Annotated in this window: 16 protein-coding genes; 2 read left to right on the plus strand and 14 right to left on the minus strand. The window is 61.7% G+C overall.

From position 1 onward, the window contains the following. Position 1: 1 nt before the first annotated feature. The 11 genes from nuoJ to AC58X1_RS00165 all read right to left on the minus strand — a co-directional run bounded on the left by nuoJ (position 2) and on the right by AC58X1_RS00165 (position 12911). Entirely contained in the window at positions 2-502 is a 501-nt protein-coding gene (gene nuoJ, locus AC58X1_RS00115; RefSeq protein ID WP_101318377.1) for an NADH-quinone oxidoreductase subunit J, read from the minus strand. A 10-nt stretch (positions 503-512) separates the two neighbouring features. After that, entirely contained in the window at positions 513-1061 is a 549-nt protein-coding gene (nuoI, locus tag AC58X1_RS00120) for an NADH-quinone oxidoreductase subunit NuoI (protein WP_101318379.1), read from the minus strand. Positions 1062-1072: 11 nt separating this feature from the next. Further along, entirely contained in the window at positions 1073-2080 is a 1008-nt protein-coding gene (nuoH, locus tag AC58X1_RS00125; RefSeq protein WP_465884859.1) for an NADH-quinone oxidoreductase subunit NuoH, read from the minus strand. Next, positions 2077-4791 (minus strand): NADH-quinone oxidoreductase subunit NuoG, encoded by a 2715-nt coding sequence (gene nuoG, locus AC58X1_RS00130; protein ID WP_181089390.1) that lies wholly within the window; start codon positions 4789-4791, stop codon positions 2077-2079. The genes nuoH and nuoG overlap by 4 nt, the downstream gene beginning before the upstream one ends. A gap of 134 nt (positions 4792-4925) precedes the next feature. Further along, on the minus strand, positions 4926-6302 hold the full coding sequence (gene nuoF, locus AC58X1_RS00135) for an NADH-quinone oxidoreductase subunit NuoF (RefSeq protein WP_101318384.1): 1377 nt from the start codon (positions 6300-6302) through the stop codon (positions 4926-4928). Further along, complete coding sequence (gene nuoE / locus AC58X1_RS00140) at positions 6299-6796, minus strand: NADH-quinone oxidoreductase subunit NuoE (protein WP_101318386.1); 498 nt, start codon at positions 6794-6796, stop codon at positions 6299-6301. The genes nuoF and nuoE overlap by 4 nt, the downstream gene beginning before the upstream one ends. Before the next feature lie 2 nt (positions 6797-6798). After that, positions 6799-8580 carry an NADH-quinone oxidoreductase subunit C/D gene (gene nuoC / locus AC58X1_RS00145; RefSeq protein ID WP_101318388.1) on the minus strand — a complete coding sequence of 594 codons (1782 nt, stop codon included), beginning with the start codon at positions 8578-8580 and terminating at the stop codon, positions 6799-6801. A gap of 79 nt (positions 8581-8659) precedes the next feature. Beyond that, positions 8660-9337: an NADH-quinone oxidoreductase subunit B gene (locus tag AC58X1_RS00150; protein WP_101318390.1), complete on the minus strand. Its 678-nt coding sequence runs from the start codon at positions 9335-9337 to the stop codon at positions 8660-8662. A 9-nt stretch (positions 9338-9346) separates the two neighbouring features. Continuing rightward, entirely contained in the window at positions 9347-9760 is a 414-nt protein-coding gene (locus AC58X1_RS00155; RefSeq protein ID WP_101318392.1) for an NADH-quinone oxidoreductase subunit A, read from the minus strand. A gap of 590 nt (positions 9761-10350) precedes the next feature. Beyond that, complete coding sequence (gene aceA, locus AC58X1_RS00160) at positions 10351-11676, minus strand: isocitrate lyase (protein WP_101318394.1); 1326 nt, start codon at positions 11674-11676, stop codon at positions 10351-10353. Positions 11677-12176: 500 nt separating this feature from the next. Continuing rightward, entirely contained in the window at positions 12177-12911 is a 735-nt protein-coding gene (locus AC58X1_RS00165) for a secretin GspD/PilQ domain-containing protein (RefSeq protein ID WP_497428058.1), read from the minus strand. Positions 12912-13111: 200 nt separating this feature from the next. Between AC58X1_RS00165 and AC58X1_RS00170 the strand changes: the two genes are divergently transcribed. Further along, positions 13112-14554 (plus strand): SulP family inorganic anion transporter, encoded by a 1443-nt coding sequence (locus tag AC58X1_RS00170; RefSeq protein WP_497428059.1) that lies wholly within the window; start codon positions 13112-13114, stop codon positions 14552-14554. Positions 14555-14609: 55 nt separating this feature from the next. On the opposite strand, the gene fusA is transcribed toward AC58X1_RS00170, so the two are convergent. Together fusA and AC58X1_RS00180 are read right to left on the minus strand one after the other, a co-directional pair. Then, positions 14610-16721, minus strand: coding sequence for an elongation factor G (gene fusA, locus AC58X1_RS00175; protein ID WP_101318398.1), 2112 nt, complete (start codon positions 16719-16721; stop codon positions 14610-14612). Positions 16722-16819: 98 nt separating this feature from the next. Continuing rightward, complete coding sequence (locus tag AC58X1_RS00180) at positions 16820-17248, minus strand: hypothetical protein (RefSeq protein WP_101318400.1); 429 nt, start codon at positions 17246-17248, stop codon at positions 16820-16822. Positions 17249-17430: 182 nt separating this feature from the next. On the opposite strand from AC58X1_RS00180, the gene AC58X1_RS00185 reads away from it, so the two are divergent. After that, positions 17431-17730: a hypothetical protein gene (locus AC58X1_RS00185; protein WP_101318402.1), complete on the plus strand. Its 300-nt coding sequence runs from the start codon at positions 17431-17433 to the stop codon at positions 17728-17730. A gap of 3 nt (positions 17731-17733) precedes the next feature. Here AC58X1_RS00185 and AC58X1_RS00190 read toward each other — a convergent pair whose 3' ends face one another. Beyond that, the gene (locus tag AC58X1_RS00190; RefSeq protein WP_101318404.1) at positions 17734-18984 is read right to left on the minus strand and encodes a 2-aminoadipate transaminase; all 1251 of its coding nucleotides are present in this window, start codon (positions 18982-18984) and stop codon (positions 17734-17736) included. Positions 18985-19164 lie beyond the last annotated feature (180 nt).

Genomic DNA, 19164 nt, shown 5'->3' on the forward strand with positions numbered 1-19164 from the left:
TTTACTCCTTCGCCTCGTTGCGGCCCAAATGGAAGGCGGTGACGGCCGCAGCAAGCAGCAGCATCGAAGCCAGTTCGACCACCAGCAGATACGGACCGAACAGGCTGATGCCGACGGTCTTGGCGTCCACGGTGGTGCCGCTGATGCCCGCGCCGCTTGGCGCAACGAACAGCACATAGAGCAATTCAGCCAGCAGCAAGGCGCCCAGCAGCACCGGCCCGGCCCAGATCCCTGGGGTCAGCCAGCCGCGCTCCTGGGCGACTGAAGCCGGCCCCAGGTTGAGCATCATCACCACGAACACGAACAGCACCATGATGGCGCCGGCGTAGGCGATCACTTCCAGGGCACCGGCAAACGGTGCACCCAGCGAGAAGAAGATCATCGCCACGGAAATCAGCGAAATGATCAGGTAGAGCAGGGCGTGTACGGGGTTGGTGCCGGTAACCACCCGCAGGGTGGAAACCACGGCAATCCCGGATGCAAAGTAGAAAGCGAATTCCATCTTTCTGTCCTTATGGGAGCAAGCTCTTCACGTTGATCGGCTCGGCTTCGTTCTGTGCAGCGCCTTTCGGCTTGCCAGCGATTGCCATGCCCGCAACACGGTAGAAGTTGTAGTCAGGGTATTTGCCGGGGCCGGAGATCAGCAGATCTTCTTTCTCGTACACCAGGTCCTGACGCTTGAACTCGGCCATTTCGAAATCCGGAGTCAGCTGGATTGCGGTGGTCGGGCAGGCTTCTTCGCACAGGCCGCAGAAGATGCAGCGCGAGAAGTTGATGCGGAAGAACTCCGGGTACCAGCGACCGTCCTCGGTCTCGGCCTTCTGCAACGAAATGCAGCCGACCGGGCAGGCCACCGCGCAGAGGTTGCAGGCTACGCAACGCTCCTCACCATCGGGGTCGCGGGTGAGGACGATGCGGCCGCGATAGCGCGGCGGCAGGTACACAGCTTCTTCTGGGTATTGCAGGGTGTCGCGCTTGCGGAACCCGTGGGAGAACACCATGGCCAGGCTGCGCAGCTGCGTGCCGGTGCCCTTAACGATGTCGCCGATATACTTGAACATGGGTCAAATCCTCACTGGGCCGCGACGGCTGGCGTGTTGTAAAGCACGATCGCAGCGGTCACCAGCAAATTGATCAGGGTCAGCGGCAGGCAGAACTTCCAGCTGAAATCCATCACCTGGTCGTAGCGCGGACGCGGGATCGACGCACGGAGCAGGATGAACAGCATGATGAAGAACGCGGTCTTCAGGGCGAACCAGAGGAACGGCACCTGCGGCAGGATGCCGAACGGGCCATGCCAGCCACCGAAGAACAGCGTTACCAGCAGCGCCGAGATGAGGATGATGCCGATGTACTCACCGACGAAGAACATGCCCCACTTCATGCCGGCATATTCAATGTGGTAACCGTCGGCCAGTTCCTGCTCCGCTTCTGGCTGGTCGAAGGGGTGACGGTGAGTCACCGCCACGCCAGCGATGAAGAAGGTGCAGAAGCCAAAGAACTGCGGAATGATGAACCACAGGTTCTGCGCTTGATATTCGACGATGTCGCGCATGTTGAACGAGCCAACCTGCACGACCACGCCCATCAGCGCCAGGCCCAGGAACACTTCATACGACACGGTCTGCGCCGAGGCCCGCAGGGCACCGAGCAGGGCGTACTTGTTGTTCGACGACCAGCCTGCGAACAACACCGCATAGACCGACAAACCGGCCATGGCGAAGAAGAACAGCAGGCCGATGTTCAGGTCGGCAACACCCCAGCTTGGGGTGATCGGGATGATCGAGAAGGCAATCAGCAGTGCGCTCATGGCCACTACGGGTGCCAGGGTGAAGATCACCCGATCAACGAACGGCGGGTTCCAGTCTTCCTTGAAGAACATCTTCAGCATGTCGGCTGCGATCTGGAACATGCCGAACGGGCCAACCCGGTTCGGACCGTAACGGTCCTGCCACCAGCCCAGCAGGCGCCGCTCGACAAAGCTGAGCAGCGCGCCGCAGACCACTACCGCGAGCAAGACCACAACGGCCTTGACCACGGCGATGATCGCGTCGATCACTTCGGGGGTTAACCAGGTCATTGTGCTGCCTCCTGCAGGCCTTCGACGGATGCACCGAAGATGGCCGGTGGAATCCCGGCCAGGCCTTTCGGCAACGCGACCAGGCCTGCGCCCAGCTGTTCATTGATACGCAGCGGCAGGCGCAGCGAGACGCCAGCGACGGTCAGGCTGAGCAGCGTGCCTTCGTTGACGCCGAGGCGGTCTGCTTCGGACTTGGCCAAGGCCACATAGGCCGGCTGGATGCGCTCTTGCACCGGTGCAGCGCGCGAGGAGGTTTCTTCGCTGCCGAACAGGTGGAACAACGGCACCGCTGTCCAGGTACCACGGGCCGGGCTGAAGGCTGCCGGGATCGCGCTGAACCAGTTCAGACGGTCACCCTGCGACTCGATCAGGCGCACGCCTGGGTCACCTGCACGCAGATGGCCGCCGACCTCATCCTGAAACTTGTTCCAGGCTTGCGGCGAGTTCCAGCCCGGCGACCAGGCGAACGGCACTTGTTGGCGCGGTTCGACCGAACCCGAGTAGCCTTCCATGGAGAAGGCGAACGCGGTGTCCTTGTCTTGCGGAGTACGCGGCTCGTGCACGCTGATGTTGGCGCGCATGGCCGTACGGCCGGAGTAGCGCAGCGGCTCACGGGCAAGCTTCAGGCCCTTGATGCGGAACGCAGCACTAGGCGCGGCGTTGACGATCGCGGCCAGTTGCGGCGTGGCGGCAGCGCAGGCGCTGGTGACGTGGTCCAACTGAGTCCAGTCGACCGGCTTGTTGAGCAGGGTCGCGCGCAGGGCGTGCATCCAGCGCCAGCCTTCGTGGATCTGGATGCTGCTGTCCATGTAGGTCGGATCGAACACCTGGAAGAAGCGCTGGGCGCGGCCTTCCTGGCTGACCAGGGTACCGTCGCCTTCGGCAAACGATGCCGCCGGCAGGACCAGGTGAGCGCGCTCGCTGGTGGCAGTCTTGGAGTGGTCGGCAACGATGACCACCTTGGCCGCAGCCAGAGCAGCGTCGACCTTGGCCGCCGGAACACGGGCGTACAGATCGTTTTCGACCACGACAATAGCGTCAGCCTTGCCGCTGATGACCGCATCCAGCGCAGCGTCCACCGAATCACCACCGAGCATGGCCAGGCCGAGGCTGTTGGCCTCAGGCACCACCAGGCTCAGCGAACCATTCTTCTCGCGCAGCTTGAGCGCTTTGGCGATGTTGGCGGCGGCTTCGATCAATGCAGGTTCGGCCAGGGAAACACCCGACACCACCAGCGGACGCTGGGCAGCGACCAATGCATCGGCGATACGCTGGGCCAGGGCCTTGGCCTCGTCGTCCAGACCGATTACCGCTGGAGCACTTGGATCGATTGCATGGGCAACGGCGAAGCCCAGGCGCGCCAGGTCGGCGGGGGCGGCGTGCACGCACTCTTCAGCGACGTCATCGAGCTTGGTTTCAGCAAGGCTTGCGATAAACAGCGGGTACAGCGCGTGCTGACCGATGTTTTTCACTGCGGCGTCGAGCCACGGCTGTACGCGCATCGCGTCGGCCATGGCCTCGGCCTTGCCTTTGGTGGCCTGGCGAACCGACAGGGCGACGCGCGCTGCGGTTTGGGTCAGGTCTTCACCGAGTACGAACACCGCATCGTGGTCTTCGATGTCGCGCAGGGTCGGCACCGGCAGCGGGCTGTTGTTGAGCACGTCCAGCACCAGGCGCACGCGCTTGAGCTCGGCAGCTTCCATACCGGAGTAGAAGTACTCGGCACCGACCAGCTCGCGCAGGCCGTAGTTGCTTTCAAGGCTGGCCCGTGGCGAACCGATACCAACGATGGTGCGGCCGCGCAGCAGGTCGGCAGCCTTGTCCAGCGCAGCATCGACGCTCAGTTTGTTGCCATCGGCCAGCAGCGGCTGGCGCGGACGGTCCTTGCGGTTGACGTAGCCGTAACCGAAGCGGCCACGGTCGCACAGGAAGTACTGGTTGACCGAACCGTTGAAGCGGTTTTCGATACGACGCAGTTCGCCGTAGCGCTCACCCGGGCTGATGTTGCAACCGCTTGAGCAGCCATGGCAGATGCTTGGGGCAAACTGCATGTCCCACTTACGGTTGTAACGCTCGGAGTGGGTCTTGTCGGTGAACACACCGGTCGGGCAGACCTCGGTGAGGTTGCCGGAGAACTCGCTCTCGAGCACGCCATCTTCAACCCGACCGAAGTAGACGTTGTCATGGGCGCCGTAAACACCCAGGTCGGTGCCGCCGGCGTAGTCCTTGTAGAAGCGCACGCAGCGGTAGCAGGCGATGCAGCGGTTCATCTCGTGTGCGACGAACGGGCCGAGGTCCTGGTTCTGGTGGGTACGCTTGGTGAAGCGGTAACGGCGCTCGTTGTGGCCGGTCATTACCGTCATGTCTTGCAGGTGGCAGTGACCGCCTTCTTCGCAGACCGGGCAGTCGTGCGGGTGGTTAGTCATCAGCCATTCGACGACGCTGGCGCGAAACGCCTTCGACTCGTCGTCTTCGATGGAAATCCAGGTGCCATCGCTGGCAGGAGTCATGCAGGACATGACGATACGACCACGGGTGTCGTTTTCGTCGGTGTACTGCTTGACCGCACACTGGCGGCAGGCACCGACGCTACCAAGCGCCGGGTGCCAGCAGAAATAAGGGATGTCGAGGCCGAGCGACAGACAGGCCTGTAAGAGGTTGTCTGCACCGTTGACTTCGAGCGCTTTGCCGTCTACGTGGATAGTGGCCATGGTTCAAAGTTCTTCGTTGGCCCGCGTGAGCGGGCGTGGCTAATGGAAATCTGTGTGCCTGCGGCTCGCATCGGTCAATACCGTGCGCGCCTGCGAGGCTGGCGGGTGGCACGGACCACCCGCATGCAAATGTGTTACGCGCCGGCCACAGTCGGTTCGACCTGGATCGGCTTGGCCAAATCCGGGCGCAGGGTGTGCTCGCTGGTAGCAGCGACACCGGCCTCGAACTCGGAGCGGAAGTATTTGATGGCGCTGCCCAGCGGCTCGACGGCACCCGGTGCGTGGGCACAGAAGGTACGACCAGGGCCGAGGAAGTTGACCAGGCCGAGCAGCGTCTCGATGTCTTCTGCCTTGCCCTGGCCGTTCTCCAGCGCACGCAGCATCTTCACGCTCCACGGCAAACCATCACGGCACGGTGTGCACCAGCCGCACGACTCACGGGCAAAGAACTCTTCCATGTTGCGCAGCAGCGACACCATGCTGACGCTGTCGTCGACTGCCATGGCCAGGCCGGTACCCATCCGGGTGCCAACCTTGGCGATGCCGCCGGCGTACATCTGCGCGTCGAGGTGCTCAGGCAACAGGAAGCCGGTACCGGCGCCGCCTGGTTGCCAGCACTTGAGCTTGAAGCCATCGCGCATGCCGCCGGCGTAGTCTTCGAACAGCTCACGGGCGGTCACGCCGAAGGGCAGTTCCCACAGGCCTGGGTTTTTCACCTTGCCGGAGAAGCCCATCAGCTTGGTGCCGTGGTCTTCGCTGCCTTCGCGGGCCAGCGACTTGTACCAGTCAACGCCATTGCCAACGATGGCTGGCACGTTGCACAGGGTCTCGACGTTGTTCACGCAGGTCGGCTTGCCCCATACGCCAACGGCGGCAGGGAAGGGCGGCTTGGAGCGCGGGTTGGCGCGGCGGCCTTCGAGCGAGTTGATCAGCGCGGTTTCTTCACCGCAGATGTAACGCCCGGCACCGGTGTGAACGAACAGCTCGAAGTCAAAACCGCTGCCGAGAATGTTCTTGCCCAGCAGGCCAGCGGCCTTGGCTTCGTCGATAGCACGGTTGAGGTTTTTCGCGGCGGTGGTGTATTCGCCACGCAGGAAGATGTAACCGCGGTAGGCCTTGAGGGCGCGGGCGCTGATCAGCATGCCCTCCACCAGCAGATGGGGCTGTTGCTCCATCAGCATGCGGTCTTTCCAGGTGTTGGGCTCCATTTCATCCGCGTTGCACAGGAGGTAGCGGATGTTCATGGATTCGTCTTTGGGCATCAGGCCCCACTTCACCCCAGTGGGGAAGCCGGCGCCACCACGACCCTTGAGGCCGGCGTCCTTGACGGTCTGAACGATGTCGTCCTGGGACATCTGCGCCAGTGCCTTGCGGGCAGCGGCGTAGCCGTCCTTGGCCTGGTACTCGTCGAGCCAGATCGGCTCGCCGTCGTCACGCAGGCGCCAGGTCAGCGGGTGAGTCTCGGCGGCGCGCGCAATGCGGTTGGCCGGGCCGAAGGAAGTGATGGTCATACGTAACCCTCCAGCAGTTTGGTCACGCCAGCAGGCTGCACGTCGCCAAAGGTGTCATCGTCGATCATCAGCGCCGGGGCCTTGTCGCAGTTGCCCAGGCAGCACACCGGCAGCAGGGTGAAACGCCCGTCTGCAGTGGTCTGGCCGAGGCCGATGCCCAGCTCGCTCTGAATCTGGCTGACCACCGACTCGTGGCCGCCGATGTAGCAGACCATGCTGTCGCAGACACGGATGATGTGCCGGCCGACTGGCTGACGGAAGATCTGGCTGTAGAAGGTGGCCACACCCTCGACGTCGCTGGCAGGGATGCCAAGCAGCTCGCCAATCGCATAGATGGCGCCGTCCGGGACCCAGCCGCGTTGCTTCTGGACAATCTTCAGGGCTTCGATGGACGCCGCACGCGGGTCCTCGTAGTGGTGCTTTTCGTGCTCGATGGCCGAGCGCTCGGTTTCGCTCAGGGCGAAACGGTCGGTTTGGATAAGCGTGTTATTCATGCTTAGCGGTCCACGTCAGCCATAACGAAGTCGATACTGCCCAGGTACGCGATCATGTCCGCGACCATGCTGCCTTTGATCACCGAAGGGATCTGCTGCAGGTGCGGGTAGCTCGGCGTACGAATCCGGGTGCGATAGCTCATGGTGCCGCCGTCGCTCGTCAGGTAGTAACTGTTGATGCCCTTGGTCGCTTCGATCATCTGGAACGACTCGTTGGCCGGCATGACCGGGCCCCACGAGACTTGCAGGAAGTGCGTGATCAAGGTCTCGATGTGCTGCAGGGTGCGCTCTTTCGGCGGCGGCGTGGTCAGCGGGTGATCCGCCTTGTACGGGCCTTCCGGCATGTTGCGCATGCACTGGTCGATGATGCGGATACTTTGGCGCATCTCTTCGACGCGGACCATGCAGCGGTCGTAGGCATCGCCGTTGTTGGCCAGCGGCACTTCGAACTCAAAGTTCTCGTAGCCGGAGTATGGCCGCGCTTTACGCAGGTCGAAGTCCAGGCCAGTGGAACGCAGGCCGGCACCGGTGACGCCCCATTCCAGGGCTTCTTTGGTGTTGTAGGCGGCAACGCCGATGGTCCGGCCCTTGAGGATGCTGTTCTGCAAGGCGGCCTTGTTGTACTCATCGAGGCGCTTGGGCAGCCAGTCGACGAAGTCCTTGACCAGTTTCTCCCAGCCGCGTGGCAGGTCGTGGGCGACGCCACCGATGCGGTACCAGGCCGGGTGCAGGCGGAAACCGGTAATCGCTTCGATCACGGTGTAGGCGCGCTGGCGGTCGGTAAAGGTGAAGAACACCGGGGTCATGGCGCCGACGTCCTGGATGTAGGTTCCCAGGAACAGCAGGTGGCTGGTGATGCGGAAGAACTCGGCGAGCATGATGCGGATCACGTCGACCTTCTGCGGCACCTGGATCCCCGCCAGCTTCTCGACCGCGAGCACGTACGGCAGGTTGTTCATCACCCCACCGAGGTAGTCGATACGGTCGGTGTAGGGGATGAAGCTGTGCCAGGACTGACGCTCGGCCATCTTCTCGGCGCCACGGTGGTGGTAACCGATGTCCGGCACGCAGTCGACGATCTCTTCACCGTCCAGCTGCATGACGATCCGGAAGGCACCGTGCGCAGACGGGTGGTTGGGGCCCAGGTTGAGGAACATGTAGTCCTCGTTGGCGCCCTGACGCTTCATGCCCCAGGCTTCCGGGTTGAAACGCGCCGACTCTTCTTCAAGCTGCTGCTTGGCCAGGGTCAGGCTGAACGGATCGAATTCGGTGGCGCGCGCCGGGAAGTCCTTGCGCAACGGGTGACCTTCCCAGGTCGGCGGCATCAGGATACGGGTCAGGTGCGGGTGGCCGGCAAAGTCGATGCCGAACATGTCCCAGACTTCACGCTCGTACCAGTTGGCATTTGGCCAGATACCGGTCACCGAAGGCAGGTTGAGGTCGCCTTCGCTGAGCGAGACCTTGATCATCACGTCGCTGTTACGTTCTACCGAAAGCAGGTGGTAGAACACGCTGAAGTCAGCTGCAGGCAGGCCGCGGCGATGAGTGCGCAGGCGCTCGTCGACACCGTGCAGGTCGAACAGCATGCTGTACGGCTTGGCCACGTTGCGCAGAAACGCCAGCACTTCCTTGAGTTGGGCGCGCTTGACCCACAGCACCGGCATGCCAGTACGGGTCTCCTGGGCGACGAAGGCGTCGGCGCCAAAGCGGTTGTTCAGTTCGACGACCACATCTTGGTCGTCAGCCTTGTAAGGCGGAATATAAATAGCGGTGTCCGCTGTCATGGTCTCGGTCGCTTTCGGTCAACGTAGAGAATGAAGCCAGGCCGCCGGCTCCAGGGGGAGCGGGCGGCAGGTCGCTGGATCAGACTTCGTCGGGGCTGCGCAGGTTGGTGACCTGAATACGCTGTTCACGACGCAGGTCTTTCTGGGCAGGCATCTCGGCACGGTAAATGCCTTGATCGCCTACTACCCAGGAGAGCGGACGTCGTTCTTGCCCGATCGATTCCTGCAGCAGCATCAAGCCTTGCAGGAACGCCTCGGGGCGTGGCGGGCAGCCGGGTACGTAGACATCCACGGGGAGGAACTTGTCGACCCCCTGAACGACCGAGTAGATGTCGTACATGCCACCGGAGTTGGCGCACGAACCCATGGAAATGACCCATTTTGGTTCGAGCATCTGCTCGTACAGGCGCTGAATGATCGGCGCCATCTTGATGAAGCAGGTACCGGCGATGACCATGAAGTCGGCCTGACGCGGCGAGGCCCGGATGACTTCGGCGCCGAAGCGGGCGATGTCGTGGGGTGCCGTGAACGCCGTGGTCATTTCCACGTAGCAGCAGGACAGGCCGAAGTTATACGGCCACAGGGAGTTCTTGCGACCCCAGTTGACCGCACCACGAAGCACATCTTCGAGTTTCCCCATGTAGATGTTCTTGTGGACCTGGTCTTCGAGCAATTGATCGGTAACGGTTTCCCGCTCACCGACCGGATATTGCTCGTTGGGTGCATCCGGATCGATTCTGGTGAGATTGTATTGCATGCCAAAGCCTCATTGTTTCAGCTTCGCTTGCCGCTTGCGACGACCTTCGGGAGCCCAATCGAGGGCCCCGACGCGCCATAGGTAGACAAGACCTGCCAACAGAATTGCTATGAAAACGAGTGCTTCGACGAATCCGGTCCAGCCGCTTTCGCGGACGGACACAGACCATGCAAAGAGAAAGAGGGCTTCGATATCGAAGATCACGAAGAGCATCGCGACCAGATAGAATTTTGCCGACAGGCGCATGCGCGCCCCGCCGGTAGGCAGCATGCCGGATTCAAAGGGTTCGTTCTTGGCGCGGCCCCAGGCTTTGCTGCCGAGCAGGGCGGACAGGCCGAGCATGAAGGCGCACAGGCCGACGACACCCAGAAGGAAGATGGCAAAGCCCCAGTTGTGGGCGATGAGTCCTGCTGAATCCGACATGCTAGAAATCCTTATACAGAGACCCAGCTCTGCAGTCTGAAATAAGTAACGCGGCGACGCGGTGTCGCGGGTGCAGTGACCAAATGTCGCAGCTGAATCAATCGCGCTGATTTTATGGGTAAACCAAGAGCAAGTAAAATTTCTATGGCAAATTAATTCTTCGGTTTAACTACAAAAACCGATTGTAACTGGCTGAAAGCCTTGATTTTCGGGCATTGCGGCTGGTTTTGTTAATTATGTTTCCTGCATCATGTAACGGAATGCAAGTTGCGTAATGATAATTAATATCGTTTGGAGTGGTGCGGTTCATTTTACTTGGTCTGATGCTTGCAAAGTTGCTGGCGTTGCTTTTTTGTTGCAAATGCGAAGGGCTCTCGTTCTAGCAGCTTTTTAAACGGTTTGCCCCGCTCTGGATCAATGGTCTGGTGAGTACTGGGGCGGGTTGATCGCTTCTGGGAGCATAGACCTGATCAGGTTTTTTGCTCATACGCTGCCTGGCGGCTGGTCGGCCCTTTCTCGCTAGTCATAAAAAAACCCAGGCTCCCTCACCGGGAGCCTGGGCCTGCTCATTCCATCAACCAACCGCTACCTCAATGGAACTGCTCTTCCTCGGTCGAGCCGGTCAGCGCTGTCACCGACGAAGCGCCACCCTGGATTACGGTGGTCATGTCGTCAAAGTAGCCAGTGCCGACTTCCTGCTGGTGCGCAACAAAGGTATAGCCCTTGCTGGCATCGGCGAATTCCTGCTCTTGCAGCTTCACGTAGGCGGTCATGTCATTGCGCGCATAGTCATGCGCCAGGTTGAACATGCCGTGCCACATGTTGTGGATGCCGGCCAGGGTGATGAACTGGTGCTTGTAACCCATGGCCGACAGCTCGCGCTGGAATTTGGCGATGGTTGCGTCGTCGAGGTTCTTCTTCCAGTTGAACGACGGCGAGCAGTTGTACGACAGCAGCTGGTCCGGGTATTCCTTCTTGATCGCCTCGGCAAATCGGCGGGCTTCGTCCAGGTCTGGCTTGGCGGTTTCGCACCAGATCAGGTCGGCATACGGCGCGTAGGCCAGGCCACGCGAAATTGCCTGATCGAGGCCAGCGCGTACTTTATAGAAACCTTCACGGGTGCGCTCGCCGAGCACGAACGGCTGGTCGTACGGGTCGCAATCGCTGGTCAGCAGGTCGGCGGCGTTGGCGTCGGTACGGGCCAGGATAATGGTCGGTACGCCCGCAACGTCAGCAGCCAGGCGCGCAGCCACCAGCTTCTGTACAGCTTCCTGGGTCGGTACCAGTACCTTGCCGCCCATGTGGCCGCATTTTTTCACCGAGGCCAGCTGGTCTTCGAAGTGCACGCCTGCGGCGCCCGCTTCGATCATGTTCTTCATCAGCTCGTAGGCGTTGAGCACGCCGCCGAAACCGGCTTCGGCGTCGGCCACGATCGGCGCGAAGTAGTCGACATAGCCTTCGTCGCCCGGGTTCTTGCCCGCTTTCCACTGGATCTGGTCGGCACGGCGGAACGAGTTGTTGATGCGCTTGACCACGGTCGGCACCGAGTCAACCGGGTACAGCGACTGATCGGGGTACATCGACTCTGCCGAGTTGTTGTCGGCGGCAACCTGCCAGCCGGACAGGTAAATAGCCTGGATGCCGGCTTTGACCTGTTGCACTGCCTGGCCGCCGGTGAGCGCTCCCATGCAGTTGACGAAGTCCTTGTCCGGACGGAAGGACGGGTGGGCACCTTGGGTGACCAGCTTCCAGAGTTTCTCTGCGCCAACCTGGGCCAGGGTGTGCTCCGGTTGCAGCGAGCCACGCAGACGAACGACATCGGCGGCGGAGTAGGTACGGGTCACGCCTTTCCAGCGCGGGTTCTCGGCCCAGTCTTTCTCGAGGGCTGCAATTTGCTGTTCGCGTGTCAGTGCCATGTGATTAAAACCTCGTCGCATCATTCTTGGGGTAGTTGTGGTGCTGATGCTCAAAAGTCGCGGATCAGAGCGCCTGACGGCTGTCCTGTTCGAAGGAGGTACGACGGCGAACGCCAAGGCTCGAAGGGGAAGGAGGGCGCAGCTCGGGCAAGGTGCGGCGACAGGTCGGCTCGTGGATGCCTTGCTGTGGCGCGACAGGATTTGCCTGGTGACTGCGGTGATGCGCTTCCGTCCCTCGGGACAACTTCTCGTTGCAGTCGCAATCCGGTCGAACCGCCTTGTGGGCCGTGTAGACACGAGACGCCTCCAGGGGTAGCCGGAGCGCGCCTCGAAGACCCTTGCCAGGGCCTCTGATTAGCGGGAGCGAGGCCATCATGCCCTTGTCAAAAAGTGCCTGTCAAATGTTTTGTAGTGCTTTTCTGGGTCTACTACATCTTTGGTCTAATGCGACTCCACAGTCAGTTTCAAGGCCTTTGGTCGAAGCCTCGAATTGCCTGGGTTCAGTCGAGAAGGTCGACTCTGACACGCAAAGTCAGGTTTTCTCCGCGTTGCGTGCTGTAACTGTGGCTTGACGCACTCCGTTCAGCCTGGCTCTGCTGGTTGTACCCGGCCAAAGTAATCCACTCGCCAAGCCTGCCGGTTACGGTTGTGTCGGTGCTCTGCACTTTCACTACATCGGGACGTTCGCTGCTCATTCGATCATTATTGCTGCTGATTGCCAGCCGCACCGTGTCGCCGCTGACGCTGGGTGTGACATAGAAACCCTGGGTCACATTGCGATATTCAGTGTTGCTCTGCACGCGGCCGTAGCCGTCGGTGCTGCTGCTGGTGATCGGCACGCTCTGGCCAACCTGGATCAGCGCCGGCTGGCCGTCACTGGCCTGGATCTGCTGCAGGCCGCCCTCCCGGTTGCTGGTGCCGTAGCGAATCACCCGAGCATTGCCACGGTTGTCCTGAAAGTTGCTGTCATTGTTGTCGACGCTGATCAGCAAGCGCTTGGCTTTGCTGTCGAGTTGCTGCAGCAGCGCGCGCAAGTCGCCAATGCGTTCGGGGCTGGCGTTGACGATCAGCTTGTTCTCGAAGGCGCTGACGCTGCCTTCCTTGCCAATAAAGGCCTGCGCGGTGGGCAGCAGCTCGGCACTGCTGCGGTGCTGCAAGGGCAGCACTTCGGTGGCGGCCTGGGCGCCAAGGCTGGTAGCCAGCAGCAGTGAAGCGAGCAGGGGGCGTAGCAGCATGTTGGAGTTCTCCGCAGGTTGAACAGACATGATGGCAAATTTGTCACGGTTATGCCGGATGAGGATCACAACCTGAGTCAAATGCGCTCAGTCGCCACGCACAGGTGGTTGCCCCCGGACAAATTACGTAACATCGCGCCCCCGCTCGCTGCACGCCCAGATGCCAGCGCCTGCACAGATTGACTGATCTCAGGAAGCCCATGAAACCCGCCCGACTACGCGCCGATCTTCTCGCCGGCCTGACTACTTCCTTCGCCCTGGTACCCGAGTGCATCGCCTTTGCCTTGGTCGCCCATCTCAACCCGCTGATGGGTTTGTACGGCGCCTTCATCATCTGCACCCTGACAGCGCTGTTCGGCGGCCGGCCGGGGATGATCTCCGGCGCGGCCGGCTCGATGGCGGTAGTGATCGTCGCGCTGGTGGTACAGCACGGCGCGCAATACCTGCTGGCAACGGTGCTGCTGGGCGGGTTGCTGATGATCGTGTTTGGCGTGCTGCGCTTGGGCAAGCTCGTAAGGCTGGTGCCGTACCCGGTGATGCTTGGCTTCGTCAATGGCCTGGCCATCGTCATCGCCATGGCCCAGCTCGAGCATTTCAAAAGTGGCGAGCAGTGGCTCAGTGGCACCCCGCTGTACCTGATGATTGGCCTGGTAGCGTTGACCATGCTGGTGGTCTATGTTTTGCCGCGCCTGACCCGCAGCGTGCCGCCGGCGCTGGTGGCCATCCTCGGCGTCGGCCTGCTGGTGTATCTGCTTGATCTGCCGACAAGGACCCTGGGTGAGATGGCGCATATCGCCGGCGGCCTGCCGCAGTTGGCTTGGCCGCAGGTGCCATGGACGCTTGACACGCTGAAAATCATTGCCCCCTATGCGCTGCTGATGGCCATGGTCGGCCTGCTGGAAACCCTGCTGACCCTTAACCTCACCGACGAAATCACCGAGAGCCGTGGCTTTCCAGACCGTGAATGTGTGGCCCTGGGCGCGGCCAACATGGTCTCGGGCATGTGCGGTGGCATGGGTGGCTGCGCGATGATCGGGCAGACCATGATCAACCTCAGCTCCAATGGCCGTGGGCGGCTGTCGGGGGTAGTGGCTGGCGGCATGATCCTGCTGTTCGTGTTGTTCCTGTCACCACTGATCGAGCGGATACCGCTGGCGGCACTGGTCGGGGTGATGTTCGTGGTGGCCCAGCAGACCTTCGCCTGGGCCTCACTGCGGGTGTTGCACAAGGTACCCGTCAGTGATGTGCTGGCGATCATTGCCGTGACCGTGGTCACGGTATTCACCGACCTGGCCATGGCGGTGCTGTTCGGGATCATCCTTGCGGCGATCAACTTCGCCTGGCAGCATGCCCGCGAGCTGTACGCCGACAGCCATGTCGATAGTGATGGCAACAAGCACTATCAGGTACACGGCACGCTGTTTTTTGCTTCCACGGCGGCGTTCCTCAACCAGTTCGAGCCCACGCAGGACCCTGATGGGGTGACGCTGGATTGCAAGCACCTGAGCTTTGTCGACTACTCGGCGGTGGCGGCGTTGCAAACCTTGCGCGAGCGTTACAGCAAGGCCGGCAAGCATCTGCGTGTTGTGCACCTGTCCGAGCGCTGCAAGAAGCTGCTCAAGCGGGCAGGGGCCCAGCACTGATCGATCATGCCTGGGCCGGCGTGGATGCGCGGCTCAGGCATAACAACCCGCTGGCCTAGTTGCCGGTGTTCTTCTTGATGATCGCCTCGGCGATAGTGGCCGGCGCCTCACCGTACTTGGTGAACTCCATGGTGTAGCTGGCCCGGCCCTGAGTCATCGAGCGCATCTGCGTCGAGTAGCCAAACATCTCACCCAACGGCACCTCGGCGCGGATCACCTTGCCGGCCGGCGTCTCTTCCCCTTCCTGGATCATGCCGCGGCGCCTGCTCAGGTCGCCGATGATGTCGCCCTGATATTCATCGGGGGTGACCACTTCAACCTTCATCACCGGCTCCAGCAATACCGCGCCGCCTTTCTGTGATAGTTGCTTGGTGGCCATCGACGCCGCGATCTTGAAGGCCATCTCGTTGGAGTCGACATCGTGGTAGGAGCCGTCGAATACTGCCGCCTTGAGGCCGATCAGCGGATAGCCGGCCAACACGCCATTGTGCATCTGCTCTTCGATGCCCTTCTGGATGGCCGGGATGTACTCGCGCGGTATGACCCCGCCGACCACCTCGTTGATGAACTCCAGGCCCTCTTTACCTTCCTCGCCTGGCGCAAAGCGGATCCAGCAGTGGCCGTATTGGCCGCGGCCACCGGATTGACGGACGAACTTGCCTTCGATTTCGCAGGTGTTGCGGATCTTCTCGCGGTAGGCGACCTGCGGCTTGCCGATGTTGGCCTCGACGCCAAACTCGCGACGCATGCGGTCGACAATGATGTCCAGGTGCAGCTCGCCCATGCCGGAAATGATCGTCTGTGCGGTTTCTTCGTCGGTCTTGACCCGAAACGACGGGTCTTCCTGGGCCAGCTTGCTCAAGGCAATGCCCATTTTCTCTTGATCGGCCTTGGTTTTCGGCTCGACCGCCACCGAAATCACTGGGTCGGGGAAGTCCATGCGCTCAAGGATGATCGGCTTGTTCAGGTCGCACAAGGTATCGCCGGTGGTGACGTCCTTCATGCCGATCAGCGCGGCGATGTCGCCGGCGCAGACGTTCTTGATCTCGGCGCGCTGGTTGGCGTGCATCTGCACCATACGGCCGACCCGTTCCTTTTTGCCTTTGACCGAGTTGAGCACGGCATCGCCCGAACTGAGGATGCCGGAGTAGACCCGCGCGAAGGTCAGCGTGCCTACGAACGGATCTGTGGCGATCTTGAACGCCAGCGCCGAAAACGGCTCATTATCGTCGGCGTGGCGCTCCAGCGGCCGGTCGTCGTGGTCCGGGTCGGTGCCTTTGATGGCCGGTATTTCGCTGGGGGCGGGCAGGTAGTCGATGACCGCGTCGAGCATCAACGGCACGCCCTTATTCTTGAATGACGAGCCGAGTACGGTCGGCACGATTTCATTGGCGATGGTGCGCTGACGCAGGCCGGCCTTGATCTGCTCGTTGCTCAGCTCCTGGCCGTCCAGATACAGCTCCATGAACTGGTCGTTGGCCTCGGCGGCCGCCTCGACCAAGTGCGCACGCCACTCGTCGGCGAGTGCCTGCAACTCGGCGGGGATGTCCTCTTCGCGGTAGCTGGCGCCATTGTCGGCGTCATTCCAGTAGATGGCTTTCATCTTCAGCAGATCGATCTGGCCGATGAAGTTTTCTTCGCTGCCGATCGCCAGCTGAATCGGCACGGGGTGGTGGCCCAGGCGTTTGTCGATCTGCTTGACCACGCGCAAGAAGTCCGCACCCTGGCGGTCCATCTTGTTGATGTAGGCCAGGCGCGGCACATGGTACTTGTTGGCCTGGCGCCAGACCGTCTCGGACTGTGGCTCGACCCCGTCGGCCGCACTGAACACCACGACCGCACCGTCGAGCACACGCAACGAGCGCTCAACTTCGATGGTGAAGTCAACGTGGCCGGGGGTGTCGATGATATTGAAGCGAAACTTGTCGGCGAACTGCTTGGTCGAGCCCTGCCAGAAGGCGGTAGTGGCGGCTGAGGTGATGGTGATGCCGCGCTCTTGTTCCTGCGCCATCCAGTCCATGGTCGCCGCGCCGTCATGCACCTCGCCCATCTTGTGGTTGACGCCGGTGTAGAACAGGATGCGTTCGGTAGTGGTGGTCTTGCCGGCGTCGACATGGGCGACAATGCCGATATTGCGGTACAGCTCGATGGGGGTCGTGCGGGCCATGGTCAGTCACCTGAGGTGAATGCGCGGGAGGGGTATTCCCACGGTAGCAGACGGCACGCCGCCTGCTAGCCCAATGGCCGGCTATGCGAGGAACGGTGTCAGTCGGCCTGAGCCTGCAACTGCCACTTGCCGTCGACTTCGCGCGCCAGGCCGCTGGCCGGTAGCAGTGCCAGCAGCCGTTGATGCAAGGCCGGGTCGGTGAAACCTTTGACGGTATCCAGGTCGAGCTCGCCGAGCAATTGCATGTCGGTCTTGGTGTACGACAGCCAGGCCTTCTTCAGGTACTGCAGCACATCACTGCCCGCCGTGTTGGCGAAGCGCCGGTTGAGCGTGCGGCCTTCCAGCTCGAAGGTGTGGCGGTGGCTGTAGTTGCTCTCGTCGCCTGCGCCTTCGACGCAGCGGTAGCAGCTGCAGGCGCCGTCGCCGAAGGCGTTGCGCAGGTAGCTGTTGAAGTCCACGACGGGCTTGAGGGAAAGGCGTTTGTCGACCTCGAACAGGTCGGCGGTCATCGGTTGTTCAGCGCTCACGCGGTGTCCTCGTGTGGTGTGGCGTGCATCGGCGGGCACCCTAACAGATCGGCGCTTTTTCGGCCATGCGCGCTGGCGCCCGCACACATCCGGTCGTCTGCCACTCGCGCGGCGCCGCGTGCTGCCGTAACCTATGCGCCCCCGGTGCCCGCGCGCCGATCCCAACCCATGAGGCAAGTCGCTTGAACAAGTTTCCGTACATCGCCACCATCACCGTCAGCAGCGAAGACCGCGGGGGCGACACTGAAGCATCGGAGAACGTCAACATGCGGGTTGGCATCGAGGCTGTGACCGAGACCTTGAAGAAGGTGCATTTCGTCGCTGCACTGGCGGCCCCGGAAAAACCTGCCACGCACATCTGTGTGACGCTGGAGAACGGCCTGGTTTATTACGGCCCGATCGTCAATGGTCACGCCGAACTCGAAGGCGGCTGGATCGCCTTCGAGTCCGACATGCTCACCCCGCAAGAGCTCGGCCTGTAAGCCTCAACCCAGCTCGGCCAGGCACTGCTCGAAGATATCCAGGCCTGCTTCGAGCACCTCTGCCTCGATGGTCAGTGGTGCCAGCAGGCGAATGATATGGCGCGCCTTGCCGCTGGGCATCAGCAGCAACCCCTTGCTGCGCGCCGCTTGCAGCAGTTTGGCCAGCTGCGCCGGGGCTGGCGTGCCGTCGGCATTGACCAGTTCGATGCCACGCATGGCGCCGACCCCGGTCAAACGACCCAGTGACGGGTACAGCCCTGATGCCTTCCAGCGTTGATAGCGGCCGACGATGGCTTGCTCATGGCGTTCGCCCCAGGTCGCCAGATTGGCATCGGTCATCTGCGCCAGGCTGGCCAACGCCGCTGCGCAGGCAATCGGGTTGCCTGAATAGGTGCCGCCCAGGCCACCCTTGGGCAACGCTGCGAGCAACTCCCGGCGACCCACTACTGCGCCCAGCGGCATACCGCCGGCCATACTTTTTGCCAGCAGCAGCAGGTCGGGTTCGATCCCCAGTCGCGGGAAGGCAAAACGCTGCCCGGTACGGCCGAAGCCGGATTGGATCTCGTCGATGATCAACAGAATCCCGTGCTCATCGCAGAAGCGCCGCAGGGCTTGGGCGAACGTCGGATCAAGCGCGAGGAAGCCACCTTCGCCCTGCACCGGTTCAAGAATGAAAGCAGCCACGTCCTCCACTGCCAGTTCGACGCTGAACAGCCGGTCCAGGGCCTTGAGCGCCTGTTCACAGCTGACATCGGTGTCATTGCTGGGGTAGGGCAGGTGATAGACCGGGCCCGGCAAATCGCCGACCCGCTGCTTGTATGGTGCGACCTTGCCATTGAGGTTGAGCGTGGCCAGCGTGCGGCCGTGGAAGGCGCCGTCGAAGGCAATGATCGCGCGCTTGCCGGTGGCGCCGCGGGCGACTTTCAGGGCGTTCTCGGCAGCTTCCGCGCCGCTGTTGGTAAGCATTCCGGCCATGGGGTAGCTGAGCGGCACAAAGCTGCTCAGTTGCTCCATCAGTTGCAGGTACGGGCCGTGGGCGGCAGCGTTGAACGCATAGTGGGTCAAGCGACCGGCCTGCTGTTGAATCGCTGCAACTACTGCCGGGTTGCAGTGGCCCAGGTTGAGCACGCCGATGCCGCCGACGAAGTCGATATAGCCGTTACCGTCGGTATCCCAGACATGCGCATTGAGGCCATGGGAAAGTGTGATGGGGTGAACGATGGAAATGGACTGGCTGATACTTTCCTGATTCATGGGGGCACGCGTACCTTGTTCGATTTTGCTGACTATCCAAGCGCTTTGATCGCCCACGCACAAACGAATAATTCGATTGCGGTCATTCCCCTGATTCCTGAATTTTCAGCGGTGACTTGCACCGTTGCGTAAACCGCCGGCTCAAGGTGGTTGATGGTTTTTATTTTTTGGCCGATCGGT

It is taken from the genome of Pseudomonas sp. PGPR N4, from assembly GCF_059693665.1.